Source organism: Microbacterium sp. PF5 (assembly GCF_004794315.1).
Taxonomy (GTDB): Bacteria; Actinomycetota; Actinomycetes; order Actinomycetales; family Microbacteriaceae; genus Microbacterium; species Microbacterium sufflavum.
Map to the genome: position 1 here is coordinate 1 of NZ_SSDQ01000060.1, position 19,893 is coordinate 19,893.

Consider the following 19,893-nt stretch of genomic DNA (forward strand, 5'->3'; position numbering starts at 1 on the left):
CAGCTCGGATGCGACGCTGCCGAGGCGGTGACGGCCGAAGAGGCCGCCGCCCGCGGTGCCGATCACGATCACGCTCGCGTCGAACTCCTCGCCCGCCGCGATGAGCCCCTCCGCGAACGACTCGGAGAAGCGCACGTGGCCGCTGCGCACCAGCTCCTGCGGGAGCCGCACGACCGCGTCCTGCAGCCACTTCCGTGCCTGCGTGCGGATCACGTCCTCATACGCGCGCTCCGGCGGGACGGCCGCGCTGCGGGTGCCCTCGGTGGGGAGCACGATCACCAGGTGCAGCGTCGCGCCGATGCTGCGGGCCAGCCGGGCGCCCAGCGCCGCGGCGTCCGCCCCCGCGTCCGTCGCCGTGTAGCCGACGACGACCGAGCCGGTCATCAGCCGATGCTCTCGGGAGCGCCGGCCTCGCGGCGGGCGTCGACGATGTTCGCCGCGACGAGGTGGCCCATGCGGATCGCCCCGTCGACGTGCTGGTAACCCGCTCCGGCCATGTCGCTGCAGGCGAAGTGGATCGGTCCGACCGGCGTGCGCAGGTCGGCGCCGTAGCGGTGCAGCCCGCCGAGGTCGAAGCTCGCGGCGTACGCGCCCCGCGTCCACTCCTCGCTGCCCCAGTCGCTCTCGTAGTACACGACCGGGTTCTTGGCCTCCGGGCCGTAATAGTGCGACAGCGACTCGAGGATGCGCTCCTTGCGCTCCTCGGCCGACAGCTCGAACACGCCGTCGGCGTTGGCGTCGGAGACGAAGCCGACCAGGGTGCCGCGCTCGTCGCCGTGGTTGGTGTTGTCGTACGCCTCGTGCGAGAGCTCGTACGGGCTGAACGCCGTGCCGCTCAGGCCCTGCTCGCGCCAGAACGGCCGGTCGTAGACGGCGTGCACCTTGATGACGAAGCCCATCGACAGGTGCTGGTGCAGCTGGTGCTGGCGACGCGGCAGCGGCGGGACGAAGGAGATGCGGTTGTAGAGGATGGGGGCGTGCGCGAGGATCGCGTACCGTGCGCGGACCGTGAGGTCGTCGGTGGTCGCCACGACCCCGTCATCCGACCACTCCAGGCTGCGGACGGGCTGGTTCAGCAGCACGTCCTCCCCCAGGCGCTCGGCGAGACGCAGCGGCACCTGCTGCAGGCCTCCGACCACGCGCTTGTCGAGGATGAAGTCGGCGTCAACGAGGTTCGAGTAGGAGCCGGCCGAGGCCGCCATGAGCAGCGACTGCAGCAGCGAGAAGGAGTGCGTCGGCTTGGTCAGCATCGCCGAGCCGGTGGCGAAGGCGAGGTTGCGTACGGCCTCGTCGTCGTCGGTCTGCGAGCGCAGCCAGGCGTCCCACGAGATGGAGTCCCACTCCGCCGCGTTCGGGTGCTCCCACGGCTTGTCCGGGTCGATCTCGGCCACGAGGGCGTCGAGGATGCCGGTGATGCGGGCGATCACGGCCTCGGTCTCCGGCGACACCGGGAACATCTCGCCCGTGAAGCGGTGCGCCTGACCGTCGGGGCCGACGTAGACGCTGTCGCCCTCGCGGTAGCGGCTGTAGGTCTCGAGCCCGAGCTCCTCGATCGCGTCCTTCAGGGCGTCCTGGTCGGGCGACACCCACTGGCCGCCGATCTCGAGCATGGCGCCGTCGATCACGTCGGTCCACAGCCGGCCGCCCACGCGGTCGCGGGCCTCCAGCACGGCGACCGACAGGCCGGCCTTGCGCAGATCGTTGGCGGCCGTGAGCCCTGCGGCTCCGGCGCCGACGATCAGCACGTCGCGAGTGATCTCAGCCATCTGCAACTCCTTCGTCGTCGGGGGATGTGGGGGATGAAGTACCGGCCGCGTCCCGAAATCCCCCGATCCGGGGACGCGGCCGGACAGCGGGGTCAGGCCGAGGCGAGCGCCTGCGCGACGACGTCGAGGCCCTCGTTCAGCAGCTCGTCGCCGATCGACAGCGGCGGCAGGAAGCGGATGACGTTGCCGTAGGTGCCGCACGTGAGCACGATCACGCCCTGCGCGATGCAGGCCTTCGCGACCGCGGCGGTGAGCGCGGCGTCGGGGGCCTTGGTCTCGGGGTCGACGAACTCTGCCGCGACCATCGCGCCGTGTCCGCGCACGTCGCCGATGCGGGCGTCGTCGGACTGCAGCGCGGTGAGGCGGCCGATGAGGATCTCGCCGATCTCGCGGGCGCGCTCGATCACGCCGTCGTTCTCGAACACGTCGATCGCGGCGAGGGCCGCGGCGCACGCGATCGGGTTGCCGCCGTAGGTGCCGCCGAGGCCGCCCGAGTGCGAGGCGTCCATGATCTCGGCGCGACCGGTGACCGCGGCCAGCGGCAGGCCGCCCGCGATGCCCTTGGCCGTCGTGATGAGGTCGGGCTCGATGCCGAAGATCTCACTCGCGAACATGTGCCCGGTGCGGGCGAAGCCGGTCTGCACCTCGTCGGCGATGAAGACCACGCCGTTCGCGCGGCACCACTCGACGATCGCGGGGAGGAAGCCCTCGGCGGGGACGATGAAGCCGCCCTCGCCCTGGATCGGCTCGATGATGACGGCGGCGAGGTTGTCCGCGCCGATCTGCTTCTCGAGCTGCAGGATCACGCGGGCCGCGGCCTCCGCGCCCTCGAGGCCGTCGCGGAACGGGTACGACATCGGGGCGCGGTACACCTCGGGGGCGAACGGGCCGAAGCCGCTCTTGTACGGCATCGACTTGGCGGTCAGCGCCATCGTGAGGTTGGTGCGGCCGTGGTAACCGTGGTCGAACGCCACGACGGCCTGGCGTCCGGTGTGCTTGCGGGCGATCTTGATCGCGTTCTCGACCGCCTCGGCGCCCGAGTTGAACAGCGCGCTCTTCTTGGCGAAGTCGCCGGGGGTGACCCGGTTCAGCGCCTCGGCCACCCCGACGTACGACTCGTAGGGCGAGATCATGAAGCACGTGTGGGTGAACTGCGCGGCCTGAGCGGCGACGGCCGCGGCGACCTTGGGGTGCGCGTTGCCGACCGTGGTGACGGCGATGCCGGAGCCGAGGTCGATGAGCGAGTTGCCGTCGGCGTCGACGACCACTCCGCCGCCCGCGGCGACGGCGGCGACCGGCACGGTGTGGCCGACACCGGCGGCGACGGCGTCGGCCTTGCGGGCGAGGACCTCGGCCGAGCGCGGGCCGGGGAGTTCCGTGACGAGGCGACGCTCCTGCGGGAGGTCGGGGCCGCCGAGGGGGGTTGCGGGTGCTGCGGTGTCGAGGAGTGCCATGTCGCGAGCGTACGACCGCCGCCGGGAGGGTCGCATTCGCCGGTCTGTACAATCTGAGCAGCGGATTCGCCACCTCGTACAAACCGGAAGCCCATGGCCCCCACCGACGCCCCCACGCTGCGGTCCCTGCTCCAGCGCAGGGACCTCGGCCTGACACTCGTGTCCGACGAGCACGCCCTGCCCGACGGCGCCCTCGACCGGCCGCTGCGGTGGGTGCACGGCTCCGACCTCGCAGACCCGACGCCCTTCCTGTCCGAGGATCTGGCGCTGCTCACCACGGGCACGCAGTTCGACGGCGCCGCGGACATCCCCTCCTACGTCGGGCGGCTGGCCGACCGCGGCGTGCTCGGGCTCGGCTTCGGCACCGAGGTGCACCGCTCCGGGATCCCGGACGAGCTCATCGCCGCCTGCGCCGCACACGGCATCCCCCTGTTCGAGGTGCCCTACCGCACGCCGTTCATCGCCGTCGCCCGCGCACACTCCGAGGCCATCGCGGCCCAGGCGTACGCCCGCCGTTCCTGGGCGCTGGACACGCAGCGCGCGCTCGCCCTGGCCGCCCTCCGCCCGCGCGGCCTCGACGCGATCGTCGCGGAGCTCGGCCGCCGGCTCGACGTCTGGGCGGGCATGTACGACGCGGCAGGGGCGCTGCTGTTCGCCCATCCGCGTGATGCGGTCGACACCGCCACGCTCGATCTGCTCGCCGACCGCGTGCTGGAGATCCTGGGCCGTGGACTGGAGGCGGGGCAGTCTCTCACGATCGACGCACACACCTTCATGCTCTTCACCGTCGGGCGCGGAGGGCACCTGCGCGGGGTGATCGCGGTCGCCGCCGAGACGCTGGACGCGGAGGCCCGGTCGGTCGTGACCTCGGTGATCGCGATGGCCGGACTGGCGCTGGAGCAGAGCGAGCAGCTCGCCAGGAGCCGTCGCCGCCTGCACACCCAGCTGCTGCAGTCGCTGCTGGCCGACGACCCCGCGCTCGCCCGCCGCGTGCTCGGCGCCCTCCCTCCGGCACCGATCGTGGTGGCGGTCGCCGCCGACGCCCCGGCCGGACCGCTGGTCGACTGGTGGGAGCGGCGCCGGGCGGACCACGGCACGGTGTCGTTCCTGGCGGAGTCGCCCGAGGGCCTGACGATGTGCGTGTCCTCGGGCGACGAGGGGCTGCTGGACGAGGTCGCCGAGCGCTTCGGCATCCGCATCGGAGTCTCCGGCCCCGAGGGCTACGCGGTCTTCTCGCGTGCGCACGCCCAGGCGCTGACGGCCCTGCGGCAACCCGCGTCTGCGGCCGTCGTGCGCTACGCGGACACCGTGGGTGCGAACATCCTCACGGCGCTGGCGACCGACGAGGCGCGGCTGGTGGCGGAGTCGCGCCTGGCGCCGCTGCGCGAGCAGGACGCGGCGGGCGGCACCGGGCTCGAGCACACGCTGCGGGTCTGGCTGGAGCACGACGCACGCGCGGAGCCGGCCGCCGCGGCGCTGGGCATCCACCGGCACACCCTGCGCTCGCGGGTCGCGCAGGCCGGGGCCATGCTGGGCGTGGATCTGGCGTCGTTCCCCGCCCGCGCCGAGCTCTGGGCGCTGCTGCAGACCGCGCGCGACTGATCCGCGCCCCGCCCCTGCACCGCCTCAGGCCCGCGCCACCTCATCTCGCGCGGCTCCATCCCCTCGCCGAGTGCGCGGCTTGCTGCCGACCACCCCGCCTGTTCACACGGAGAAACCGTGCCCTCGGCGCGAGGCCGGGCGTCCGGTGCGCGCCCGCGGCACCGTCGCGAGGAGGGCCCCGGCACGCTCGATGTCGGCGGCGGTCTGGGATACGAGGGCCGCGACGGTGTCGAAGCAGAGCGTCGGGCGCAGCAGCGAGAGCAGCTCGACCCGGAGGCGGTGCCCGTACAGGTCGAGGTCCGTGTCGTGCAGGTGCACCTCCACCCGGCGCTCCCGGCTGCCGTGGAAGGTCGGGTTGGCACCCACGCTCACGGTCGCGGGCATCCCCTCCTGCTCGTCGTCGATCCAGGCCAGCGCGGCGTAGATGCCGTCGGCGGGGAGGCCGGGGCCGTCAAGGGCGAGGTTGGCGGTCGGGAACCCGAGGTCGCGTCCTCGACCGTCGCCGGGGACGACCACTCCGGCGATCTCGCGGACGGGTGCGCTCACACGCCTGCGGCGGGAGAGATCGCGCGGTAGCGGCTCTGGTGGAACACGAGCGGCTCGACGTCGTCGAAGAGCGTCACGTCCTGGATCTCGTACAGAGCGATCTCGTGATCGCCACCGTCGAACGTGCTGTGCAGACGGCAGGTGAGCCAGAGCGCGGCGTCGGCCACCAGCACGGCCCCGCCGTCGGTGCGGTGCCAGGCGTGACCCCCGAACCGGTCCCCCTCCCGCGCGGACAGGGAGCGGCTGAGCGGTTCGTGGTGTGCCGCGAGGACGCTCATCCCGAGTTCCGGGACGGCACGCAGCACCGGCCAGGTCTTCGAGGTGCGGGCGGCGCTGACCGCGACGAGGGCGGGCTCCAGGGAGATCGAGGTGAAGGAGTTGACCGCCATCCCGACGGCGCGGTCGTCCACGACGGCCGCGAGGGCGACCACCCCCGTGGGATAGACCGAGAAGGCACGACGGAGCGCACGGTCGCGCGGCAGGGCATCGGTCACGGCAGTGGTCATCACGAGTCCTTTCGATAGTCAACTTTGACTAAGGCGACTATAGACAAATTTGACCACTCAAACAACCGGGAACGCGCATCCCAGCCGTTAGCATGAACGACATGTCGACCACCCGTCTCGTCGTCCTCGGCGCCGTGAAGCAGTTCCAGCCGGTACACGGCTACTTCCTCCGGCGAGAACTGATGACCTGGCACGTCGACGAGTGGGCGCACATCCAGCCCGGCTCGATCTACAACGCCCTCCGGGCCCTGGAGGTCGACGGGTACATCGCGGAGAGCGGCACCGAGGCCGAGGGCAAGCGCCCCGCCCGCACCACGTACCGCATCACCCCCTCGGGCGAGGTCGAGCTGCAGCGGATGCTGCGCGAGAACCTCTGGAACGTGGCGGCCTTCGACACCCAGGCGATCATGACCGTCGCCTCGTTCATGTTCGTGCTGAGCCGCCAGGAGGTCATCGCGGGCCTGGAGCACCGCCTCATCAAGAGCGACGCGATCATCACGCAGAACGGCTTCGATGTGCAGGACACCCTGCGCTCCGAGACCACGCCGAAGTACGTGCGCGAGATCTTCGACCTCTCCACCGCCCGGCTCACCGCCGAGAAGCAGTGGCTGCTCGACCTGCTGGAACGGCTGCGGGCCGGCGAGTACGCCTTCGCGGGCGAGACGGCCGAGGACACGACGCCGGAGCGGGAGGCGGCGGCCGCCACGACGAAGAGCCCCGCCAAGACGGCGAAGAAGAGCACCGCAACGACGGCGACGAAGAGCACCGCGAAGACGGCGACGAAGAGCACCGCGTAGACGGCGACGAAGAGCACCGCGAAGGACTGACCGCACCCCGCGCCGCCCCCTCCGGACCGGCCTCAGCGCGTCGCCGTCAGCTCCGCCAGCGCCTCGGGCGTGAGCGCCGGAGTGGTCGCTCCCCGGTGCAGCGCCACGATCGCCCCCGCGGCGCACGCGAGGGCGAGGGCGTCCTCCACCGGCACCCGACGGGCGAGCGCACCGGCGAGCGCGCCGCAGAACGCGTCGCCCGCGCCCGTCGTGTCGACCGGATCGATACGGAACGCCTCGACGTGCACAACCGGGCGACCGGTGCGGTGCAGGTCCACTCCCCCGGCGCCGCGCGTGAGCACCACGGTCGCGGCCCCGGCGCGGTGCAAGAGGTCGATGCCGCCGAGCTCCGCGCACTCCGTCTCGTTCACCACGAGCACGTCCACGCACTCCAGCAGCCCGAGGGTCGCGGCGTGGGCGGGGGCGGCGTTCAGCACGGTCGTGGCGCCGGCGTCGCGCGCCGCCCGCAGTGCCGCCGACACCGCGGGCACCGGCACCTCGAGCTGCGCCAGCACGACGGCGGCCCCGGAGACCCCGGCGACCGCATCCTCCGGCGACAGCTCCGCGTTCGCGCCGGCCGCGACGATGATGCTGTTGTCGCCGCCCTCCAGCGCCAGCACGTGCGCGACCCCGGTCGGGGCGGTATCCGAGCGGCGCAGGGCCGAGGTCACCCCGGCGTCCACGAGCGTGCGCTCCAGCAGTGCGGCGCCCTCGTCCGTCCCGACCACACCGCAGAACCGCGTCGGCGCGCCGCTGCGGGCCGCGGCGACCGCCTGGTTCAGGCCCTTGCCGCCCGCGAAACGGCCGCCGGCGCGGCCCAGCAGTGTCTCGCCGATGCGCGGGGGGCGCGACACCTCGACCACCAGATCGAGGTTCGCGCTCCCCACGACAGCGACGCCGGACAGCTCGTCAGACACGCGCCATCGACCGGCGGTACGTCGAACCCACGTGCGACTCAGCCAGCGCGGGCGTCGGGGTTCCCATCAGCCGCTCGCGCAGCGACTGCGGCTCGTCGGACGGCTCGGCGATCGCGCCGCGCTCCTTCAGGATCGGCAGCACATGCTCGATGAAGTCCTTCGTAGACGCCGGCGGGATGACCGGGGCGAACAGGAAGCCGTCGAGGTCGGCGCCGTCGGCGAGCGCGATCATCCGGTCGGCCACCTGCTCCGGGGTGCCGACGAGCGGGCGGGCGCCGACGCCGTGCGCGTGCCAGTCGCCCAGCACGTCGCCCACGGTCTTGTCGGCGAAGCGCGCGACCTGGGTCTGCGACAGCTCCGTGCTCAGCTCCGACATCGGTGTGCCCGGGTCGTACGACGACAGGTCGAGGCCGGTGAACCAGGCGTAGGAGGCGACCGTGACCTCGGGGTTCTGGGCGTCGGCGACCTCGGCGTACGTGCGACGAGCCTCCTCCTCGGTGCTGCCGACGACGGCGGCGAACGCGGACATGATCTTGACCTCGTGCGCGGCGCGGCCGTTCTTCACGGCCTCTTCGCGGATCGCGGTCGCGTGGCCGCGGAGCTGCTCGACCGAGCCGCTGCCGACGAAGATCGCCTCGCCGTGCTTTCCGCCGAACTCGCGGCCGGCCGGAGACGCGCCCGCCTGGAACAGCACCGGGGTGCCCTGCGGCGAGCGCTGCGTGTTGCCGTAGCCGTGCGAGCGGAAGTACGGGCCGTCGTGCGCGATGCGGTGCATCTTGGCCGGGTCGGCGAAGCGGCCGGACTTGTCGCGCTCGAGCGCCCCCTCCTCCCACGCCTGCTCCCACAGCTTGTACACGACCTGCATGAAGTCGTCGGCCATCAGGTAGCGCTCGTCGTGCCCGACCATCGGCACCCCGAAGCCCTGCACGGCGGTGTCGGCGGTGCCGGTCGTGACGACGTTCCAGCCGATGCGCCCGCCGGACAGGATGTCGAGGCTGGCCATGCGCCGCGCGAACGCGTAGGGCGGCTCCAGCAGCGTCGACCCGGTGGCGACGAGTCCGAGGCGCGTGGTCTGCGGGATGAGCGCCGCGAGGAGCACGGCGGGGTCGAGTCGCGGCAGGTCGAGGCCTTCGATCGAGCAGATGTCGGGACGCTCGCCCGCGACGTCGGCCCACCCCCACGCGTCGGCGAGGAACAGGAAATCGAAGCCCGCGTCCTCCGCCATGCGCGCGGTGTCGCGCCAGTAGTCGAGTCGGTCGAAGAGGTAGCGCCCGTTGTCCGGGTGGCGCCAGGTCGCAGTGCCGGAGTCGTTCGCCTGCGCGTTCTCGAAGAGGCCGAGGCGCAGCTGCTTCACGGGGTGATCGGTCATGGCGGGTGCCTTCCTTGTGGGTGGGTGGTGTCGTCGTGGGGTGTCCGGGCACGCCGGGGGAACCCCGGGGCGGGGGCGCACCCCCGGGGCGGGTGGGGCCGGGTCAGCCCTTGGCGGTGACCTCGCCGTCGCTCCACCACAGGACGCGCTTGCGCACGACCGCGAGGAGCACGATCAGGAGCACACCGAGCAGGCAGAGCAGCGCGATGCTGGCCCAGGTGACGGGGAGGTTCGCCTGTGCGGCGGAGGTGGTGACGAGCGAGCCGAGGCCGGCCTGCTGCCCGGCGGCGACGAACTCCGCGACCGCGGCTCCGACCACGGCCAGCGGCAGGGCGATCCGCAGCCCGGCGAAGACGTAGGGCATGCTGCCAGGGAATCGCAGTTCGCGGAAGATCTCCCACCGCGAGGCATGCAGGGTCTTGAACACGTCGAGCGCCTTCTGGTCGACGTCGCGGAGTCCGGCGAGCGAGTTGACCAGCATCGGGAAGAACACCACCAGCCCGGTCACGATGAACTTCGGCACCATGCCGAAGCCGAACGCGACGACCAGCGCGGGGGCGATCGCGACGATCGGCGTGACCATCACGATGATCACGAGCGGCATCACGGCCCGTTCGATGATCTGGAACTCGGCCATCACCACCGCCAGCAGGAACCCGGCGAGGATGCCGGCCGAGGCGCCGACCACCACTTCGAGCAGCGTCACCAGGAAGTTCGACCAGTACATGCCCGCGTCGTCGACGAGGCTTCCTCCGATCGCCTCCAGCGTGGGCAGCACATAGGGGTTGGTCCATGCGACGATCTGCCACAGCAGCGCCGCGATCACGAAGGTGATGAGGGTGGGCAGCCACGATCCCCAGCGCAGCCACGACGGGACGCCGCGGCGGGGGGTCTCGCGCAGGCGCGCGGTGGCGAGGGTGGCGGTGGTGTCTCTCATGGTCAGCTCAGACATGGGCCTTCTCCGTCTGCGCGCGCAGCGCACCGCGCACGACTGCTTCCAGGTCGCGGAACTCGTCGGTGGCGTACGCCTCCTCGGTGCGGGGCCGCGGCAGGTTCACGTCGATCACCTCGGCGATGCGCCCGGGGTGGGCGGCCATCACCACGATCCGGTCCGAGAGCATGATGGCCTCGGGCACGGAGTGCGTGACGAACATGACGGCCTTGCGGTTGGACTGCCAGAAGTCCAGCAGGGCGATGCGCTGCAGATCGCGGTTCATCTCGTCGAGGGCCGAGAACGGTTCGTCCATCAGCATGATCGCCGGGTCGAACACGAAGGCCCTGGCGATCGCGGCGCGCTGCTGCATGCCGCCGGACAGCTGCCCGGGGTACTTCTTCAGGGCGTGCCCGAGGCCGAAGGTCGACAGCAGCTCCGCGGGGTCGCGGAGGGCGCGGTCGCCGTTCGCCCCGCGGTTGATCCGCACGGGGAGCTCGACGTTCTCGCGCACGGTCTTCCACGGAAGCAGGGCGGGCGACTGCGGCACGAGGCCGATCTTCTTGTCGCGGGATGCCGCGGTGACGCTCTCGCCGTCGATGGTCACGGTGCCCGAGTCGGCGTCGAGGAGCCCGGCGACGACCTTGAGCAGCGTCGACTTGCCGCAGCCGCTCGGGCCGATCACCGACACGAACTCGCCCATGCCGATCGTGAGGCTCACGTCGTCGAGCACGGTGACCCTGGCTCCGTCGACCCCGAACGACTTCGAGACGTTGCGCACCTCGACGCCGGCGCCTGTGGCCGCGGTCATCGCTTCGCCGTCCAGATGAGCTCGTCGCCGTCGTAGAGGTCGGCCACCAGGTCGGGGTCCATCATGTCGGCGATCGCGGGCAGGTTCTTCACGTCGCCGTACTCCTGCACGATCTCGTACTCGGGCTCCCACATGGCCTCGGTCTGCACGCCGGGGTTGCCGCCCGCGCTCTCGCGCACCCAGGCCGACTCGACCTCCCACGTGCGGGCGAGCTGGTCGCGCGGGAACGCGGCGCCCTGGCCGTTCTCCTCCGCGAGCTCGGCGAGCATGTCGATGCACTCGTCGGACTCGTCGAGGCAGAACTGCAGTGCCTTGAGGCTCGCGCGCAGGAAGTCGGCGGCGACCTCGCGGTGCTCGGCGAGGAAACGCGAGTTCACCTCCATCACGTTGTAGGTCCCCTCGACGCCGAGGTCGGACGGCAGGAACTCGCTGAACGGGAGGTCCTGCGCCTTGAGGGTCTGCGGCTGGTTGGAGGCGTAGCCGACGATCGCGTCGACCTGCTCGCGCACGACCACGGTGGGGTCGTAGTTGGTCATCTTCACCATCTCGACCTTCGACACGTCGACGCCGGCCTCGTCGAGCATGGCCGAGGCGATGGGCGTGAGGTTGATGAAGTAGCCGAGCGAGCCGCCCTCGAGGTCGGTGAGGTCCTCGAGCTTCTCGTTGCCGAAGATCGAGAACGGCGGGGTCGTGCCGTAGGTCGCGACGGCCGTGAGGTTCTTGCTGTTGGCGGCGGCGAGCATCACGTCGGACGCGGAGCCGAGGGCGGTGAACTGCGCTTGACCGGAGGCGACGAGCTGCTGTCCGTTCGCGCCGGAGGCGTTGATCTCGACATCGAGGCAGAGGTCGTCGAAGTAGCCGAGCTCCTTCGCGAGGAACACGTCGAGCTGCCCGGCGCTGGCGGAGTAGCCGTAGCCGGAGATGTAGGTGATGGTGCCGGCGTCCTGGTTGCGCTGGCAGGCGTCGGATCCGTCTGCGCTCGTGGGGGCGGTATCGCCGCCCGGCGTCTGCGCGGAGCATGCTCCGAGCGTCAGCGTGGCGGCGAGAACGCACGTCAGGGTGGCAGTGGTGCGGAATCGGGTTTCCGCAGAGGAAGTAGCCATGAGGGTCCCTTCTCGGCCGTTCGTCATTGATGGCTCGATGAAAGTAACATAGTCAATCTTGACTAAGCAAGATCAAACTAAGTTCATCCGGCACGATCGGGCGACGGGCGCACGACTCTCCCGACCGTCGGGTCGTGCACGCGGGACACCGTCGTGCATGCGGGGCACGACGGGGCGGAGGTGGGGCCGGGGTCGGGCGGGGTCAGGCGGGGATGGAGCGGAGCGGCCAGGCGGGCCACCAGCCGTCGTCGAGCCCGCGCAGCAGGGCGGCCGCGCGCTCTCGCGCCTCGGCGGGCATCTCCGGCGCGGGACCGGAGCTGCTCTCCCGCCGCTCGCCGTCCGGCGACCGGATCTCCGTGTACAGCCACGCACGGCGACCCACGGGGTACTTCTCCCGGAAGCCCCCGGCGGCGACCGACAGCACGATCCGCTCCAGCTCGTCCGCCGCGGTCTCGGCGGTCTCGTCGCAGGCATCGCAGATGCACGAGGGCACGATCGCGTGGAAGTGGGCACCCGCATCGATGCGGACGGAGGGAACGCCCGGCGTGATCGTGATCTGCGCACCGCGCGCCGGTTCGAGCACGACGTGCTCGGTCCCTCCCTCCCCCCTCTCTCGCCGCACCTCGACCTCGTACTCGCGACGGAGGTGCTCGATGAGCGCGTCGACCACGAGGGACAGCGGTGCGAAGCGCTCCGGGTGGGATTCCCGGGAGTACGACTCCTCCGGCGCGATGCCGTCGGGCCAGCGGTGCCCGTAGGGGATCCCCTCGCCGCGGTCGTCGTGGAAGGTCAGGATCGGGAGAGCAGGCCGGACATACGCGCGCGCCGGGACGACGACGACCGCGGGAGCCGCATCCTCCGCGGACAGCGCCCTCATCTCCTCGTCATCGATGTCGTCCTGCTCCCACGGAGCGAGCATCTGCAGGAACGCATCCCGCTGGCCGGGCTGCTGCACCATCCCCTGCACGAGACCGGCGACCGGGATCGAGAGGGTGTTGGTCCCGATCTCCGGCTCACTCGTCATCCGCCATGTCGCGGCCGGGTGCACGACCGCGATGACGTTCCCCACGAACCGCGCCGCCCCCGCGGCCAGCGTCTCGCTCTCGAGGACCTCAGGATGACCGGCGACGAAGTCCCACGTCGCCCCGAGATCGACGGCGAGCAGCGCGGGGTCGACCTCGTGGCCCCGCGCGAACTCGGCGAAAGGCTCGAAGCCGTCGACGAACCGGACCGGCCCCGGAGCATCCGCCTGCGGGGGCATCCACACGACCGCGGCGGCACCCGCCTCGGGCATCGGGCCGAGGGGACCGGGGAAGACAGCACTGCTCATCGACCGAGCGTACCGAGCGGGGTCACCGCGGCGCGTGGGCCTCCAGGAACTCGTACACGTCGGTGGTGTCCACGCCGGGGAAGGCGCCGGTGGGCAGGGTCGCCAGCAGCGTGCGCGGGGTCTTCACGTTGGGCCACGACTGTTCGCGCCACCGCTCCTCCAGCTCCGCGGGGGCACGGCGGCAGCACACCTCGACCGAGTGCTTCGAGACGCCGCGGTGCGGGGTGTCGCGGCCCACGAACCACTTCGTGTCGTCGAACCGCACCCCCACGCTCACGGAGTGCAGCCCCTCGCTCGACGCCTCGACCCTGGCCGTGCACCAATAGGTCCCGTTGCCCGTGTCCGTGTACTGGTAGTACGGGTTGAAGCGGTCGTCCTCGTCGAACACCACCCGCGAGGTCCACCGTCGACAGCACATCTGTCCCTCGATCGCGCCCAGCCGATCGGTCGGGAAGTTCACGTCGTCGTTCTCGTACGCCTTGGTGATGGTGCCCGACTCGTGCACCTTGAGGAAGTGCACCGGGATGTCGAGGTGCCGTGTCGCGAGGTTGGTGAAGCGGTGCGCGGCCGTCTCGTACGACACGGAGTAGGCGTCGCGGAGGTCCTCGATCGAGATCGCACGCCGCTGCTTCGCGTCCTTGAGCGTCGGCACGACGTGGGCCTCCGGGATGAGGAGGGCGCCCGTGAGGTAGTTCGTCTCGACGCGCTGCCGCAGGAACTCGGCGTAGCTGCGCGGCTCGGCGTGCCCGAGGATCCGGCTCGAGAGCGCCTGCAGCACCGCCGTCCGCGCATCACCCTTGGCCGGGACGCTGCTCGACAGGTAGAGCCGTCCGTGGGCGAGATCGGCGACGCTGCGGGTGGTCTGCGGCAGGTCGGGGGCGTAGTGCAGCGTGAAGCCGAGGTAGGCGGCGATCTCCGAGGCCGTCCGCTGCGTGAGGGGTCCGCCCGGGTGCCCGACCGCGGCGAGGATCTCCGACGCCTTGGCCTCCAGGTCGGCGAAGTGGTTGTCCTGCCTCCGCATCAGGTGCCGCAGCTCCACGTTCGCCCGCCGCGCCTCCTCCGGCGTGGCCGCCCGCTCGTCCCGCAGCCGGTCGATCTCGCCGTGGAGGGCGAGCATCGCCTTCAGCGCATCGGTCGGCACGGTCTTCGCGATGCGGAACGGATCGATGCCGAGCGCCCGGAACGTCTGGCCCTTCATCGCCCGCTCCAGCGCGACCTCCAGGCTGCTGCGCTCGTCGAGCGGCTCGCCCTCCAGCAGCGCGTCGATCGTGACCCCGAGCGCTCGCGCGATCGCCTGGAGCTGCGTGAGCTTGGGCTCGCGCTTGCCGGTCTCGATCATCGACAGCTGGCTGGGCGCGCGGTCCACCGCCGTCGCGAGCTCTTCGAGGGTCATCCCCTGAGCGGTGCGCAGCTGACGGATCCGTCGCCCGATCGTGAGGGCGTCGGTGTCTTCTGCGGCCTCGGTGCTGGTCATGGCGGGGATTCTGTCACGAAAACAGAAAGAAGGGCAAACTTCTCCTTCGATCCGGCCGAGAAGAGCGCCGAAGTTCACACAGAGTAGGACCACGCCACCGGCACCGACGCCGGTTCCATCCGAGGAGACACCATGACGAACACCGCATCGAACCCCACCCCGCGCCCCGCCGGCCTGCGCGCCGGCGACCAGGTTCAGACGGCGGCGGAGCTCCAGGAGATCTGGGACACCGACCCCCGCTGGGACGGCGTCGAGCGCACCTACTCCGCCGACGACGTCATCCGCATCCGAGGCTCCGTCCGCGAGGACGCCACCCTCGCGCACCGCGGCGCCGAGAACCTGTGGAACCTCCTGCACACCGAGGACTACGTCCGCGCGCTCGGCGCCTACACCGGCGGGCAAGCCGTGCAGCAGGTGCGGGCCGGGCTCAAGGCCATCTACCTCTCCGGGTGGCAGGTCGCCGCCGACGGCAACCTCGCCGGGCAGACCTACCCCGACCAGTCGCTCTACCCCGCCAACTCGGTGCCCGCCGTGGTCCGCCGCATCAACAACGCGCTGCTCCGGCAGGACCAGCTCGAGCACGCCGAGGGCGAGATCACGCAGGACTGGCTCGCCCCGATCGTCGCCGACGCGGAGGCCGGATTCGGTGGGCCTCTCAACGCCTACGAGCTCGCGCAGTCGCTCATCCAGGCCGGCGCCGCCGCGATCCACTGGGAGGACCAGCTCGCGAGCGAGAAGAAGTGCGGTCACCTGGGCGGCAAGGTGCTCGTCCCCACGCAGCAGCACATCCGCACGCTGAACGCCGCGCGACTCGCGGCCGACGTCGCCGGGGTGCCGACCGTGATCATCGCCCGCACCGACGCCCTGGCCGCCGACCTGCTCACGAGCGACGTCGACGAGCGCGACCGGGAGTTCACCACCGGCGAGCGCACGACCGAGGGGTTCTACCGCATCCGTCCCGGCATCGAATCGGTCATCAGCCGTGGGCTCGCCTTCGCGCCCTACGCCGACCTGCTGTGGGTCGAGACCGGCGAACCCGACATCGAGCTCGCCCGGGAGTTCGCCGCGGCGATCCACGCCGAGTTCCCCGGCAAGCTCCTGGCCTACAACTGCTCCCCGAGCTTCAACTGGAAGCGCCACCTGTCGGACGCCGAGATCGCGACGTTCCAGCAGGAGCTGGCCGACCTGGGCTACAAGTTCCAGTTCATCACGCTGGCGGGCTTCCACGCCCTGAACCACTCCATGTTCGACCTCGCCCGCGGCTACGCCGAGCGCGCCATGAGCGCCTACGTCGAGCTGCAGGAGGCCGAGTTCGCCGCCGAGGCCGACGGCTACACCGCCACCAAGCACCAGCGCGAGGCGGGCACCGGCTACTTCGACGTGATCTCCACCGCGCTCAACCCCGACAGCGCGACCCTGGCCCTCGCCGGCTCCACCGAGGCCGCCCAGTTCCACTGATCCCCACCTCTGCAAAGGATCCGCATCATGACCACTCCCACCGCTCCCCCGACCACCGCCCCGATCCCGACGACCCGGCAGGGACCTGCGATCGAGGTCACCGGACCGATCCGCGACCGCTACGACGAGATCCTCACCCCCGCGGCGATCGCCTTCCTCACCGAGCTGCACCACCGCTTCGCCTCTCGCCGCCACGACCGCCTGGCCGACCGCCTGCGCCGCCGCTTCGAGATCGGCAACGGCCACGACCCGCGCTTCCGTGACGACACCGCGCACATCCGCGCCGACGCCGACTGGCGCGTCGCGGGTACCGGCCCCGGGCTGGAGGACCGCCGCGTCGAGATCACCGGGCCCACCGACCCGAAGATGACCATCAACGCCCTCAACTCGGGCGCCCGCGTCTGGCTCGCCGACCAGGAGGACGCCACGAGCCCCACCTGGAAGAACGTGATCGAGGGGCAGCTGTCACTGCGCGACGCCATCCGCGGCGAGCTGTCCTTCACCTCCCCCGAGGGCAAGGAGTACCGCGTCACCGCCGAGCGCACGCCCACGATCGTGATGCGCCCGCGCGGCTGGCACCTGCCCGAGAAGCACATCGGGTTCATCGACCGCGCCGGCCGCCGCACCTCGGCCTCCGGCTCGCTGGTCGACTTCGGCCTCTACTTCCTGCACAACGCGCAGGCGCTGATCGACGGCGGCCGCGGGCCGTACTTCTACCTCGCCAAGCTCGAGTCCAGCGAGGAGGCGAAGCTGTGGGACGACGTGTTCTCCTTCAGTGAGGAGTACGTCGGGATCCCGCACGGCACCATCCGCGCGACCGTGCTGATCGAGACGCTGCCCGCCGCGTTCGAGATGGACGAGATCCTGTACGAGCTGCGCGACCACTGCGCGGGCCTCAACGCCGGTCGCTGGGACTACATCTTCTCGATCATCAAGAACTACCGCGGGCGCGGAGCCCGGTTCGTCCTGCCGGACCGCAGCGAGGTGACGATGACGGTCCCGTTCATGCGGGCGTACACCGAGCTGCTGGTGCAGACGTGTCACAAGCGCGGGGCCTTCGCGATCGGCGGCATGAGCGCCTTCATCCCCAACCGCCGCGATCCCGAGGTCACGGCGCGCGCGGTGGAGAAGGTGTCGGCCGACAAGAAGCGCGAGGCCGGTGACGGCTTCGACGGCACCTGGGTCGCCCACCCCGACCTCATCCCCACGGCGCAGGCCGAGTTCGACGCGGTGCTCGGCGACCGTCCGAACCAGGTCGACCGGCAGCGCCCCGAGGTGCACGTCACTCCCGAGGACCTGCTCGACCTGCACATCGGGCGGCCGATCACCGCACAGGGCGTGCGCGACAACGTGTCGGTCGCGATCCGCTACCTGGAGGCGTGGCTGCGCGGGCTCGGAGCGGTGGCGATCGACAACCTCATGGAAGACGCGGCGACCGCCGAGATCAGCCGGTCGCAGGTGTGGCAGTGGATCCACCAGGACCGCACGACGCAGGACGGCACCCCGATCACGGTCGAGTACGTGGAGGGGCTGATCGCGGAGGTGCTGGACGGGGTGGACCGCCGCGACGGGGACCGCTTCGACGACGCGGCCGAGATCTTCCGCGAGGTCGCCCTGCAGGAGGAGTTCCCCGCGTTCCTCACCCTCGGCGCGTACAGCCGCTTCCTGATCGACGAGGACTGAGCGCGGGACACGGGTGCCGCGGGTCGAGAGGCCCGCGGCACCGGTGCGTCCGCCGCGGCCCCGGTCGTCCGGTGCGGGCGTAGCCTGGACCCATGAGCGACGTGTGGACCGGCATCGCCGAGGAGTTCCTGCACCTGTATCCGCGCGGCCGCCGGCTGTTCGCGGTCGCGGGAGCCGATGCCGAGCGGTCGCGCCTCGCCGCCGATGCGCTCGCCACCGCGCTCACCGCCGCGGACCAGACGGTGGAGCGCGTGCACCTCACCGCGGTGGACGAGACGGCGCTGCGTGCCCTCATCATCACACCGTTCCGCACCGGCAGCGCGGACGGCACCATCCTGCTCGTCTCCGGTCCCGCCGCGGTGGTGTCGCCCACGGCGCGTGGCCTGTGGAACTCCGTGCTCTGGCAGCTCGCCGGGGAGGAGCCGCCGCACACGGCCGCGAACGCCCTCGTCGACCTCACGGATCCCGCGCACCCCGCCCGCCGCTTCGCGGACTACTGCGCGGTGCCGTCGTCCTTCGAGACCTGAATCCCCGGGTCACGCGCACGAGGGCCCGACACCGCACGGTGTCGGGCCCTCGGCCGTGCGGCGGGGATCAGTCCTCTCCGGGTTCCGCGTCGAGACGGGCGCGCACCTCCGCGTCGAGCACGAGGTCGGCGGCACCGAGAGCCTCGTCGAGCTGCGCGACGCTGGAGACGCCGACCACGGGGATGACGGGCACCTCGGCGCCGAGCAGCCACGCGAGGGCGACCTGGTTCGCGGTCGCTCCGAGCTCCGCGGCGACCTCGTGCAGCAGCGCGCGGCGGACGTGACTGGAGGGGTGGTCGACACCGCCCCACAGCGGCTTGTCCACCCGGGCGATGGCGCCCTGGTGCAGCGGTGAGTACACGGTGATCGCGAGCGGGGGTCGCTCGTCCGTGCCGGTCGAGGCCGCATAGCTCAGCAGCTCGGGCGTCACGAAGTTGTTCCGCCCGAGCCGGGGCGCCGGATACAGATAGCTGTACTGCTGCTGCACGACGCCGTACGGCGCGACGCCCTGGCGCTGGGCCTCCTCCCGTGCCTCCACCACGCGCCAGGTGGGCACGTTGGAGATGCCCGCGATGCCGACGAGCCCCGCGCGCTGCAGTTCCCCGAACGCACCGACGGTCTCGGCGAGCGGCACCTCGGTGTCGTCCACGTGACCGTAGAGCACGTCGATGCGGTCGATGCCGAGCTGGCGCGCGCTCTCGGGGCCCTGCCGCCGGATGACCTCGGCCGACAGCCCCTCGAAGTTCGTCGGAGGGGTGTTGGACAGCGGCTTCGCCGGATCCTTCTGGGCGGCGCCGATCTTGGTCGCGATGCGGACGCCGTCGCGGTTGCCTCGGTCGTGCAGCCAGCGGCCGAGGAGCTGCTCGCTCTCGCGCCCGTGACCTCCCGCCCAGAGGCTGTAGTTGTTCGCGGTGTCGATGAACGTGCCACCGGCCTCGACGAAGCGGTCGAGGATGGCGCGCGAGGTCTCTTCGTCGGTGCGGGTGCCGAAGTTCATGGCACCGAGGCAGAGCGTGGAGACGTCGAAAGACGTGCGGCCGTCGGAGAGGGTGCGGTACTGCATGAGGGTTCCTTTCTCGGGGACGGCTCCACGGTAGAGAGCTATCGGTCCGGCGCTACACTCCAATCACCATGCAGAACACCAGACCGATTCTCGCGTGGGAGACCCTGATCGATCTCGGCTCCGACGTCGACGGCGGCCCGCTGCGCGATCGCGTGGAGTCGGCCCTGCGCCGCGCGATCGATGACGGACGCCTCACCCCCGGCGCCGCGCTGCCGCCGAGCCGGACCCTCGCCGAGACGCTCGGGGTCTCGCGCTGGGTCGTGACCGAGGCGTACGGGCAGCTCGTCGCCGAGGGAGTGCTGGAGGCACGGACCGGTTCGGCGACGCGCGTCGCGGAGAGCCTCGGAGCTCCTCCTCCCCCGCAACCCGCGGGTGCACGGCGACCCGGCCACCCGGGCCGCACGGGTACCACCGGTGCGCGCGAACTCGCGCCCGCGGCCGACACCGCGACCGAGTCCCACACCGCGACGCGGGCACCGGCGCGCTACGACCTGCGGCCCGGCATCCCCGACCTGCGCGCGGTGCC

The 19,893-nt window shown here is 71.5% G+C and carries 19 protein-coding genes; 6 read left to right on the forward strand and 13 right to left on the reverse strand.

Going from position 1 to position 19,893, the window contains the following annotated elements; genetic code table 11:
* The 3 genes from DW297_RS03935 to gabT form a co-directional block, all read right to left on the reverse strand.
* The coding region (locus DW297_RS03935; protein ID WP_136029584.1) for a universal stress protein at positions 1 to 384 on the reverse strand (384 nt) is incomplete at its 3' end.
* On the reverse strand, positions 384 to 1,766 hold the full coding sequence (locus DW297_RS03940; RefSeq protein WP_136029586.1) for a flavin monoamine oxidase family protein: 1,383 nt from the start codon (positions 1,764 to 1,766) through the stop codon (positions 384 to 386). The genes DW297_RS03935 and DW297_RS03940, both read right to left, overlap by 1 nt.
* A gap of 92 nt (positions 1,767 to 1,858) precedes the next feature.
* Positions 1,859 to 3,220: a 4-aminobutyrate--2-oxoglutarate transaminase gene (gabT, locus tag DW297_RS03945; protein ID WP_205814365.1), complete on the reverse strand. Its 1,362-nt coding sequence runs from the start codon at positions 3,218 to 3,220 to the stop codon at positions 1,859 to 1,861.
* Between the two features lie 93 nt (positions 3,221 to 3,313).
* Here gabT and DW297_RS03950 point away from each other — a divergent pair, with 93 nt between their 5' ends.
* Positions 3,314 to 4,822, forward strand: a complete 1,509-nt coding sequence (locus tag DW297_RS03950) for a PucR family transcriptional regulator (protein WP_136029591.1) — start codon at positions 3,314 to 3,316, stop codon at positions 4,820 to 4,822.
* 102 nt (positions 4,823 to 4,924) lie between these two features.
* On the opposite strand, the gene DW297_RS03955 is transcribed toward DW297_RS03950, so the two are convergent.
* Together DW297_RS03955 and DW297_RS03960 are read right to left on the reverse strand one after the other, a co-directional pair.
* Entirely contained in the window at positions 4,925 to 5,368 is a 444-nt protein-coding gene (locus DW297_RS03955) for a riboflavin kinase (RefSeq protein ID WP_136029593.1), read from the reverse strand.
* Positions 5,365 to 5,874: a flavin reductase family protein gene (locus tag DW297_RS03960; protein WP_136029594.1), complete on the reverse strand. Its 510-nt coding sequence runs from the start codon at positions 5,872 to 5,874 to the stop codon at positions 5,365 to 5,367. Before DW297_RS03960 ends, DW297_RS03955 begins: the two co-directional genes overlap by 4 nt.
* Before the next feature lie 101 nt (positions 5,875 to 5,975).
* Here DW297_RS03960 and DW297_RS03965 point away from each other — a divergent pair, with 101 nt between their 5' ends.
* Positions 5,976 to 6,671: a PadR family transcriptional regulator gene (locus DW297_RS03965; protein ID WP_206252885.1), complete on the forward strand. Its 696-nt coding sequence runs from the start codon at positions 5,976 to 5,978 to the stop codon at positions 6,669 to 6,671.
* 62 nt (positions 6,672 to 6,733) lie between these two features.
* Here the strand turns inward: DW297_RS03965 and DW297_RS03970 are convergent, their stop codons facing one another.
* From DW297_RS03970 to DW297_RS04000, 7 genes are all read right to left on the reverse strand, one after another.
* Complete coding sequence (locus DW297_RS03970) at positions 6,734 to 7,618, reverse strand: ribokinase (protein WP_136029596.1); 885 nt, start codon at positions 7,616 to 7,618, stop codon at positions 6,734 to 6,736.
* Positions 7,611 to 8,987, reverse strand: coding sequence for an NtaA/DmoA family FMN-dependent monooxygenase (locus DW297_RS03975; protein WP_136029598.1), 1,377 nt, complete (start codon positions 8,985 to 8,987; stop codon positions 7,611 to 7,613). The genes DW297_RS03970 and DW297_RS03975 overlap by 8 nt, the downstream gene beginning before the upstream one ends.
* Before the next feature lie 103 nt (positions 8,988 to 9,090).
* Entirely contained in the window at positions 9,091 to 9,939 is an 849-nt protein-coding gene (locus DW297_RS03980; RefSeq protein WP_136029600.1) for an ABC transporter permease, read from the reverse strand.
* Entirely contained in the window at positions 9,932 to 10,729 is a 798-nt protein-coding gene (locus DW297_RS03985) for an ABC transporter ATP-binding protein (protein ID WP_136029602.1), read from the reverse strand. Before DW297_RS03985 ends, DW297_RS03980 begins: the two co-directional genes overlap by 8 nt.
* The gene (locus DW297_RS03990; RefSeq protein ID WP_240744506.1) at positions 10,726 to 11,832 is read right to left on the reverse strand and encodes an ABC transporter substrate-binding protein; all 1,107 of its coding nucleotides are present in this window, start codon (positions 11,830 to 11,832) and stop codon (positions 10,726 to 10,728) included. The genes DW297_RS03985 and DW297_RS03990 overlap by 4 nt, the downstream gene beginning before the upstream one ends.
* 202 nt (positions 11,833 to 12,034) lie before the next feature.
* Entirely contained in the window at positions 12,035 to 13,162 is a 1,128-nt protein-coding gene (locus DW297_RS03995; protein ID WP_136029606.1) for a DUF6226 family protein, read from the reverse strand.
* Positions 13,163 to 13,184: 22 nt separating this feature from the next.
* The gene (locus DW297_RS04000; protein WP_136029608.1) at positions 13,185 to 14,636 is read right to left on the reverse strand and encodes an XRE family transcriptional regulator; all 1,452 of its coding nucleotides are present in this window, start codon (positions 14,634 to 14,636) and stop codon (positions 13,185 to 13,187) included.
* Between the two features lie 132 nt (positions 14,637 to 14,768).
* Here DW297_RS04000 and aceA point away from each other — a divergent pair, with 132 nt between their 5' ends.
* The 3 genes from aceA (at position 14,769) to DW297_RS04015 (ending at position 18,304) form a co-directional block, all read left to right on the forward strand.
* On the forward strand, positions 14,769 to 16,094 hold the full coding sequence (gene aceA, locus DW297_RS04005) for an isocitrate lyase (protein ID WP_136029610.1): 1,326 nt from the start codon (positions 14,769 to 14,771) through the stop codon (positions 16,092 to 16,094).
* Positions 16,095 to 16,121: 27 nt separating this feature from the next.
* The gene (gene aceB / locus DW297_RS04010; protein ID WP_136029612.1) at positions 16,122 to 17,777 is read left to right on the forward strand and encodes a malate synthase A; all 1,656 of its coding nucleotides are present in this window, start codon (positions 16,122 to 16,124) and stop codon (positions 17,775 to 17,777) included.
* Positions 17,778 to 17,869: 92 nt separating this feature from the next.
* Positions 17,870 to 18,304, forward strand: a complete 435-nt coding sequence (locus tag DW297_RS04015; protein WP_136029614.1) for a hypothetical protein — start codon at positions 17,870 to 17,872, stop codon at positions 18,302 to 18,304.
* Positions 18,305 to 18,371: 67 nt separating this feature from the next.
* On the opposite strand, the gene DW297_RS04020 is transcribed toward DW297_RS04015, so the two are convergent.
* Entirely contained in the window at positions 18,372 to 19,367 is a 996-nt protein-coding gene (locus tag DW297_RS04020; RefSeq protein ID WP_136029616.1) for an aldo/keto reductase, read from the reverse strand.
* Between the two features lie 68 nt (positions 19,368 to 19,435).
* Between DW297_RS04020 and DW297_RS04025 the strand changes: the two genes are divergently transcribed.
* On the forward strand, positions 19,436 to 19,893 hold a 458-nt coding region (locus DW297_RS04025), incomplete at its 3' end, for a GntR family transcriptional regulator (RefSeq protein WP_136029618.1).